The organism is Gordonia sp. i37 (assembly GCF_002043085.1).
Lineage (GTDB): Bacteria > Actinomycetota > Actinomycetes > Mycobacteriales > Mycobacteriaceae > Gordonia > Gordonia polyisoprenivorans.
In genome coordinates this window covers 19,654-28,419 of sequence record NZ_MVPX01000531.1, presented here as the reverse complement: position 1 = coordinate 28,419, position 8,766 = coordinate 19,654, and the positions used below count along the sequence as shown (strand labels likewise).

The 8,766-nt window shown below is 69.7% G+C and carries 6 protein-coding genes; 2 read left to right on the top strand and 4 right to left on the bottom strand.

All coding sequences use genetic code 11. The annotated features are described in order from the left end of the window. Together B1964_RS26475 and B1964_RS30570 are read right to left on the bottom strand one after the other, a co-directional pair. On the bottom strand, positions 1–2,699 hold a 2,699-nt coding region (locus tag B1964_RS26475), incomplete at its 3' end, for a DUF6049 family protein (RefSeq protein WP_079931935.1). A 55-nt stretch (positions 2,700–2,754) separates the two neighbouring features. Beyond that, positions 2,755–4,050: an NUDIX hydrolase gene (locus B1964_RS30570; protein WP_172398976.1), complete on the bottom strand. Its 1,296-nt coding sequence runs from the start codon at positions 4,048–4,050 to the stop codon at positions 2,755–2,757. Between the two features lie 153 nt (positions 4,051–4,203). Here B1964_RS30570 and B1964_RS26465 point away from each other — a divergent pair, with 153 nt between their 5' ends. Further along, positions 4,204–5,676, top strand: coding sequence for a CCA tRNA nucleotidyltransferase (locus tag B1964_RS26465; protein ID WP_079931931.1), 1,473 nt, complete (start codon positions 4,204–4,206; stop codon positions 5,674–5,676). Positions 5,677–5,703: 27 nt separating this feature from the next. Here B1964_RS26465 and B1964_RS26460 read toward each other — a convergent pair whose 3' ends face one another. Beyond that, positions 5,704–6,798 carry an aminotransferase class V-fold PLP-dependent enzyme gene (locus tag B1964_RS26460; RefSeq protein ID WP_079931930.1) on the bottom strand — a complete coding sequence of 365 codons (1,095 nt, stop codon included), beginning with the start codon at positions 6,796–6,798 and terminating at the stop codon, positions 5,704–5,706. Positions 6,799–6,883: 85 nt separating this feature from the next. Here B1964_RS26460 and B1964_RS26455 point away from each other — a divergent pair, with 85 nt between their 5' ends. After that, a complete protein-coding gene (locus tag B1964_RS26455; RefSeq protein WP_079931929.1) occupies positions 6,884–7,429 on the top strand; it encodes a hypothetical protein in 546 nt (181 codons plus the stop codon). On the opposite strand, the gene B1964_RS26450 is transcribed toward B1964_RS26455, so the two are convergent. Then, entirely contained in the window at positions 7,396–8,739 is a 1,344-nt protein-coding gene (locus tag B1964_RS26450; protein WP_079931928.1) for an MFS transporter, read from the bottom strand. The two genes, B1964_RS26455 and B1964_RS26450, sit on opposite strands and share 34 nt — an antisense overlap. Between the last annotated feature and the right edge of the window lie 27 nt (positions 8,740–8,766).

Below are 8,766 nucleotides of genomic sequence, written 5' to 3'. Positions count from 1 at the left end.
CCGGGCGTCGGCCCGTCGGTGGATCCGGGGTCGGTGTGCCGGTAACCCGGGTCTTCGGACCCGTCACCACCCGGCGAGGTCCGCACCGACCCGGCATCGTCGGCCCGCTCGGGATCCGGTGGCCACGAGTACCCCGCGTCGTCCGACCACTCACCCGAATGAACTTCTTCGATGTGCAGCGTACGTCGTCGTTGCTGATAGGTTGCCGCGGCGAGCAATCGCTCCTGCTCGTCGGGCTCGGGACGGTCGGCGTCGGCCGGGTCGGGTTCGCCGCGGAAACGGTGCCAGAGTCGCCGTGCCGTCAGCAGCACCAGGGCTGCACCAGCGATGATCGTGATGATGAACAACGCCTTGCCGTAGGCGTTGGAATGCACCGAGAGTCGGATGTCGGAGCCCATCGGCAGGCCGGTGACCGTCGCGATCGAGATGGTGACGGTGATCGCCTCGGAGGTCTCGGCCCGCGTCGGCAGCTGCAATTGGCGCGTGCCGCGTGCCGGGATCTCGATCGTCCCGACGTCGCCGATGTCGAGGTCGTGGGGCGCGCTGGTCCTGATGTCCACCCGAATGGGCAACGCCAGATCGTTGCGCACCACCAGAAGCAGTGGGCTGCGTTCGGAGGCGAGCGTGTAGCGACCGCCCGGGTCGAGGATCGTCACCGCGGCCCGCATGCGATCCAGCGTCGAGGTGACCGCACGGATCGTCTGCGCCCGGGTGTCGGCCAGTCGGGTGCGCGTCGCAGCGCCGGCCCGGGCGGGCACGGTCAGCGAGCGCAGCATGTCCTCGCGCAGTGGCGCGAGGTAGCGCTCCGGGGTGGTCTCCACGTCGGCCGAACTCACCAGCGAGCCCTGCAGCTGGTAGCTGAGGTCGGCCTGCTCACGCATCCCGGTCGCCGTCTGCTCCGGCAGGGGCACCGACACCGATGCCACCGGTCCCACACCGGGCAACGGGGCCAGCCGGGCGTCGGCGCGCGCAGCGTCTGCCGAGTCGACGACGCTGGTCAGCGGGGTGGGGGTGGCGACCCTGGAACCCAACAGCACCTCTGCGGTGGAGATGAGTGCATTGGCGTCGTCGGTGGTCGGCGACCAGTACAGCGACGGAAGAACCACCTGCGAGCGGCCGGTGGTCGGCAGCTGCGCTGCCGAGGTCTGCCCGGCGGAGCCCTGTCCCGAGTCCGCGCGCTCATCGTCGGGTGTGTCCACCGCGGCGAACGCCAGCGCGCCGATGCCGGCCTGACGTCTGCTCAGCGGCGACTCCGCGGAGAGGTCGACCATCTGGTCGGCAGGTGTGATCGCCGGTGTCGTCGGGTTGGTCCCGAGCGCCGCGAGTGCGGCCGTGACCGGCTCGTCGTAGGACTGTGCGGCCAGCGGTCCGACGCGATAGGCGCCGCTGCTCTGCGGCTGCTCGGTCGACAGATTGCCCGCCGAGGTCAGCACGGTGGAGTGATTGGTGTCCTCGAGCAGCCGCGCGCCCGCCTGATTGATCGCACCGAGCGCCGGAATGGTCAGTCCGCGAACACTTTTCACGCCGAGAACAGAGTCGACGACGTCGGCGGGGGAGTCCAGGGCGGTCGCGGTCAGGCCGGAATTGTCGATCTCGGCGAGAGCGGAGAGGTCCACCCCGGCAAACGGCAGAGCCACGACGCACAGTCGCGAGGCGACGTCGCGCAACTCGTTCAGCCAAGAGGTCGCCGCGTCCTGACCGGTGCCCGGCACCGTCGACGACGTCGGGTCGGACGGATCGGAGGACACCACATAGCCCAGCGACATCGCGCGCACCGTGACGAGCAGATTGGGATCCACGGCCAGGCACATGCTGCGCGCGAGGTCCGATGTCTGACCGGACTGCGCCCCCGGGGCGGGTGGCGCCGGCGACGCCGAGCCGGGGTCGGGCGCCGATGCAGGCGCGGCGTCGGCGATCGCCCGCAATGGGGCGAGCACCGAATCGAGCCGTCCGCCCGGCGACAGTGAGCGGGCCATGTCCTCGCTGATCAGACGTACCGGCTCGGTGTTGCCGCCGAGGGCGCCCGGAGCGAGTTGCGGGGGTGCGGCAATCGGCCACAACAGGGTGAATCGCGACGGACTGGAGGTGTCGGCGGACACCGAACCGTCGGCACCGAGACCGGGTGTCGTCGACGACGCGTCGCCGCTGCCCGGATCGGTGTAGGCGGCCGCCCGGCTGCGGTCCGGCGGCAATGACAGCACCGGCAGCAGCGTGCGCGATCCGGCCACCTGGGCGACGCCACCGTAGTCGGGGAGGCCATTGACGTTGAGCTGCAGCGGATAGACGCCGCGTTGCGAGATCTGCAGACCACCCGCGCCCGACAACGGCACCGTCAACGAGAAGCTCGCCTGCGCACCCGGCGCCAGGGTGTCCGAGGACAGATCGCTGAAGTCGGTGGCGGCGGCGATCGGTGGGTGCTCACCGGCCAGCGCCGACCTCAATTGGGAGGCACCGGCCAGCGCGTCGCCGCGTTCGAGCCGGATACCGAGATCACGCAGCGTCCGGCTGCTGGTGTTGATCACATGCCCGGAGATCGCCACCGTGGGACCCGAACTGCTGGTGACCATCGATGGCGTCATCGAGTCGATGACGATCTGCGCAAACCGATCCGGCTGGGCGGTGGCGGCGTCGCCGGGTGCCGCAGCGGCCGGGGCCGCAGACAACACCGCGGCCGGGGCCGCAGACAACACCATCAGCACCGCCACCGCGACGACCGTGAGGAACCGAGCCCACCGTGCGCGCCCCGACGAGGGGTCAGCCATCACCGGCCGCGGGGCGGCGGGGACGCCTCCGGCGCCGACGCGAGGGCGCCGCAGGCGGCGGCTCGTTTCGGCGCTGGTTGCGGGCGGCTGCGGCTCTCTCATAGGCGTTGGGTTCTGTGCGACTGCTCTCGGCCTCGGACTGGGCCAACCGCTGGGGGTCGGCGGCCAGGTCGGCGATGACACCGCGGGCCATACGGGCCAGTCGTCGCTCGTCAGAGTACGTCAGTCGGCGGGGTAGCTCGTGCAACGGCACCCACGCCACCTCGCTGACCTCATAGTCTTCATCGGAGAGCTCACCGCCGACACTGCGCAGCAGATAGTGATGCACGGTCTTGTGGATGCGACGGCCCTCGCTGACAAACCAGTAGTCGATCTTGCCCAGCGGCGCGACCACCAGACCCTGGATGCCGGTCTCCTCGGCCACCTCGCGGACCGCGGTCTGCTCGGCGGTCTCCCCGGTCTCGATGTGGCCCTTCGGCAACGACCACATCATGCGCCCTCGGCGGTCGACGCGGCCGATCAGGGCCGCCGACAATTCCTCGACCGGCAGGTCGAGATCGGAGATCACCAACCCACCCGCCGACGTCTCCCGCACCGTGCGCAGACGCTCCGCGCGTTCCGGACGACGGTTGCCGCGCCTGCGCCGAGTCGGCGCAGGCGTCGCCGCCGCGTCCTGGGTGAGGCCGGTTTTGGTGATCTTGGCCGACATCACGGCCATATCCGACGGCTTGGGCGCGCTCACCCGCGTGCCCTTGCCGGTCGGTGTGGCGGCGGCCACGGACGCCGGTGACGGATGGCGGGTTCCGCCGGGCTTGGGCCTGTGTGCTGCTGCCTCGTGTGCTGGTGCCCCGTGTCCTGCTGCCCCGTTGACGCCGGTTGCGTTCACCCCGGTCCCGTTCACCGGAGCCGCAGACCCGTTCACCGGGCCGGGCTTGGCTGTCCCGTTCGTCTCTGCGCCGTTCTTACTCGACCCGTTCTTGTTCGGACTGCCGGTGGTGCCGTTTCTGGTGCCGCCGGCACGATCGGCCAGATCTGCCGGAGAAGGCCGTTTCGGGCGTGGCGTCGGATGTTCGGCGCTGGTCGGAGGCGTTTCCGGCCGAGGATGGAACTCCGCGTCAGACCGCGACTCCGGGGTGCCCCGGCGCCTCCGCCGGCCCCGACGACCGCGTCGACGACCCTGCCCAGCGACACCACGCGCATCACCCGACCCGGCCTCTGCGGCCTGGCGCCCACCCGTGCTGACGTCGTCGGAGACGTCTGTGGGGTCGGTTGACGGGTCGGTGGGCACGCCTTCGATGCTAGCTGCTGGTCACCGGCCGTTTGCCCACATGGTGCTGGCAGCAGCGCACACAGCTGCATCCGGCCCGCTCGCTTCGCTCCCGGCGCCTGGCCCCGATCCGGCCCGCTCGCTTCGCTCCCGGCGCCGGTAGGCTGTCGTGCCGTGACAGAGCAGCCCCACCCCACCACCACCGCCGAGCGCCGCACCCGGCTCCTCGCCGCGGCGGCGGTGTCGCTGCGCGCGCTCTCCGACATCACCGAACCGCTCGGCGCACTGTTCGCCGACGCCGGCCACGAGCTGTATCTCGTCGGCGGCTCGGTCCGCGACGCCGTCCTCGGCCGCCTGGGCACCGACCTCGACTTCACCACCGACGCCCGACCCGAGAAAGTCCAGGAACTGTTGTCCGACTGGGCCGACACCATCTGGGACACCGGTATCGAGTTCGGCACGATCAGCGCGCGCCGCAAGGACCTGATCCTCGAGATCACCACCTACCGCGCCGAGAAGTACGACGGCGTCGGCCGCAACCCCGAGGTCACCTTCGGCGAGTCCATCGATGACGACCTCGTTCGCCGCGACTTCACGATCAATGCGATGGCCGTGCGCATCGGCCGCGGGGGCGCCGAGGAATTCCACGACCCCCTCGACGGATTGTCGGCCGCCCTTGCCGGGATCATCGACACCCCCGCGACCCCGCAGGAGTCCTTCGGCGACGACCCGCTGCGCATGCTGCGTGCGGTGCGCTTCGTCTCCCAGCTCGGTTTCGGCGTCGCACCCCGTGTCTCCGCCGCGATCACCGACATGGCCGAACAGATCGATCGCATCACCCCCGAACGTGTCCGAGTCGAACTCGACAAGGTGATCACCGGTGCACACCCCATCGAGGCCATCGAGTTGATGGTCGACACCGGACTGGCCGAGCGCGTCCTGCCCGAGGTGCCGGGGATGCGTCTGACCATCGACGAGCACCATCAACACAAAGACGTCTATCAACACTCGCTGACCGTCCTGCGGCAGGCCATCGATCTCGAGGACGGCGATCCCGATCTCGTCCTGCGCTGGGCGGCGCTGCTGCACGACATCGGCAAACCGGCCACCCGACGCCACGAACCGGGCGGCGGCGTGAGCTTTCACCATCACGAGGTGGTCGGCGCCAAGATGGTCCGAAAACGTTTGCGCGCGTTGAAGTATCCGAAGGCCGTCGTCGAAGACGTTGCGACGCTGGTCTTCCTGCACCTGCGCTTTCACGGATATGGCGACGGCGCCTGGACCGATTCCGCGGTCCGCCGCTACATCACCGACGCCGGGCCGCTGCTGGACCGTCTGCACAAACTCGTGCGCGCCGACTGCACCACCCGCAACAAACGGCGGGCCCGACGCCTGCAACAGAACTACGACGACCTCGAACGCCGCATCGACGAACTGCGCGCCGCCGAGGATCTCGCCCGTGTCCGGCCCGACCTCGACGGCAACGCGATCATGGAGTTGTTGGGTCTGCCGCCGGGACCGCTGGTCGGGGAGGCGTGGCGATATCTGAAGGAGTTGCGCCTCGACCGCGGGCCGCTGTCCCGCGACGAGGCGGAGGAGGCACTCCGTCAGTGGTGGGCCGAGCAGGGCGGGGCGGGCACCGCGTAGTCGGGCGAGGCTCGTACCGGAACTGCGTCAGTACCCCATCGTCCGCAGGGCGTCGGCGAGCCGGTCGAGGTCCTCGCGGCGCACATCGAGGTGAGGGCTGATCCGCAACACCCCTTGGTCCCCGGCCAGCGGTGCCCGCCACGATTCGGCGGCGGTGACCAGGATGCCGAGCTCGTCGAACAACCGATCGCGAGCAGCCCGGAGGTCGGAGTCCTGCCAGCCCGGCGGCGGGGCGAGGGTGACCAGCGCCGACGGCTCGTCGACGGGTTCGCACACCACCCAGCTGCCGATCCCGTCGAGGCGTTCCCGGGTCGCGCGGCCGATCGCCGCGAGCTCGCGGAAGACCCGCTGCTGGCCGATCTGCTGCAGTTCGGCGACCGCGACACCGAGCCCCAACCGGCCCGCGAGAAACGCTTCCGAGCTCTCGATCTCGACGGTCCGCAACGAGTCCCGGCGCACCGCGAGAAAGCCGACCCCGCGCGGCCCGGTCAGCCACTTGCGGCTGGTGCCGTAGACGATGTCGGCGCCGGTGACCGTGGGCACGTGACCCACCGATTGCGCCATGTCGACGACGACGGGCACCTGTGCCGCATGGGCGATCTCGACGACCCGCGTCACCGGCTGCACCACCCCCGACATCGACCCGATGTGGCAGATGTGGATGAAGTCGGGCTGCTCGAACTGCAGCATGTTCTCGAGGGCATCGAGGTCGATGTGCCCGTTGACGTCGCCGTCGGGCAGTGGGCGCACCGCATAGCCGCGACGTTCGAATTCGACGAGGTTGGGCCCGAACTCGTTCTTGGCCACCCACACCGTGGTCGAGACCGGCAGGCTCCACCCGTTGAGCAGTGCCCGCAACGCCGCCCGCGCACTCTCGCGAAAAGTGATCTCCTCGGCGGTGTGTCCGATCAGAGAAGCGAGATCCCTTGTGTCCCTGGCGAATTCTTCGGCGCGGTCATCGGCGGCCACATAGGACCCACGCTCGGCCTCACGCCACAGGTGCGCCGAGATGGTCCCGATGACGGCGTTGGACGACCGACCGGCCGACGCCGAATCGAGATGGGTGATCGCCGGCGACAGTCGCGCCCGGTGGAACTGCTCGCCGAGAACGCTGACGTACATAGCCGTTGAACCTACCGTGTGGGTCGTCGCCGCGACCATCGACCGTCGAGGGAACCGTGGCGACTGCCCGTGCGTCCAATACCCCATGGATCCTGTCCTGGAGTACGTGTTCGGCAATGGCGACTCTGAGCCCACGCTCTGGCACACCCCCGCCGACACCGATACCGACGCCGACGGTGTGCTCGACGCGATCGCGCTCGACTTCGACGGCGACGGTCGTCGCGACGATCTGCTCATCGACACCGACGCCGACGGCATCGCCGACCTCGCGGCTCTCGACCTCGACGACGACGACACCGTGGAGCACCACTATCGCGACTCGGGAAACGGGATCTGGGGCGTCGCCGTCCCGACACGGGAGGCGCCGCCCGCGCCGCACACCCCCGGCACTCGCACCCCGGCCACCCCCACCCCTGCGGATCCCGCTCCCACCGACACCCGGGTCCAGGCGCACGACCTCGACGGCGACGGCACCCCGGACATCGAGATCCTCCTCGACGCAGGGGCGATCCGACGGCTCTACGTCGACACCGACTCCGACGGCCACCCCGACCAGGTGCTCGTCGACTCCGACGGCGACGGCACCGCCGACGCCGCCTACGCAGAGGGGGAGCCGGGTTTCGGCAGGTGATCGTCGGGGACGGGCGGCGGTGAGTAGTTGTGGCGGGCGGGATGCAGGCCGCGGACCACCACGACTCCGATGAGATAGAGCGCGCACCCGATCAGCACGAGCGGCACCGAGCGGCCGTCCGGGGAGATGATCACCGCGGTGAGCACCATCGCGATGACGTAGGCGACGTTGAACAAGGCGTCCTGCACGGAGAAGACCTGTCCGCGCACGGAGTCGGAGATGTCCACCTGCATGGCGACGTCGCCGCACAACTTGGTGGTCTGTCCGACCAATCCGAGCACGACGGCGGCCACGCAGAAGCCGGGGATCGTGAACGTCAGCAGCAGCACCTGGGCCAGCGCGCCGAGCAGCAACATGAGCATGATCGTGGCGCGTCTGCCGTAGCGGTCGACGAGGATCGGTGTGGTCACCGCGGCGGCGAAGGCCCCGGTCGCCACACATCCGAGGACCAGGCTGATCCGGCTCAGTCCGTCACCGCCGCCGTGCACGTGCCGGGCGAAGACGAACAGCATCAGGGTGTTCAGACCGAAAACCAGCCGGTGTATCCCGATCGCCGACAGCGCCGCCGACGCCGGACGGCATCGGGCGATCGCCCGTGCCCCGTGCAGAAAGCCGACGGCCACCGCGTGTGCAGCCGAGTGCCCGATGTCGTCGGGCCGGTCGGGTCCGAGCTGACGGGGCGGAAAACCGTGTGCGACCAAGCCGGCGACGAGCGCAAGCACCACACCGATCAGCGTGGTCTCCGCGCTACCGACATTGTCGTTGCCGACGAGGGCGCGCATGCCGAGCGCGAGACCTGCACCGACCGACAACATCGCCCCACCGAGTGTGGTGAACAGCGCATTCGTCGCGACGATGACCTCGCGATGAGCGACGTGCGGCAGCGCCGCGGACAGCCCCGACGCCACGAACCGGCTGGCCCCGGTGACCGCGAGGGCGCTGATCAGCACCAGGGTGTCGGAACTGCCGGTGCTGATCGCGATCGCGACCATCACGATCAGCAGGGCGCGTAGGACGTTGGCCCACAGCAGGACATTGCGCCGATCCCACCGGTCCAGCAGCGCTCCGGCAAACGGACCGATCACCGAATAGGGCACCAACAGCACCGCGAAACCGAGCGCCGCGGCGAGCGGATCGGCATGGCGTTCGGGATTGAACAGCACGCCGCCGATGAGTGCGGCCTGGAAGACACCGTCGGTGAGTTGACTGGTCAGCCGCACCGCGAGTAGCCGGCCCAGGCCGGGTGAGTGGCTCAGCGAATGGGTAAAGATCTTCCACGAGGACGTACCTTCGGTCACCGCGGAATTCACGTACCTACATTACCGACCGAGCCGACT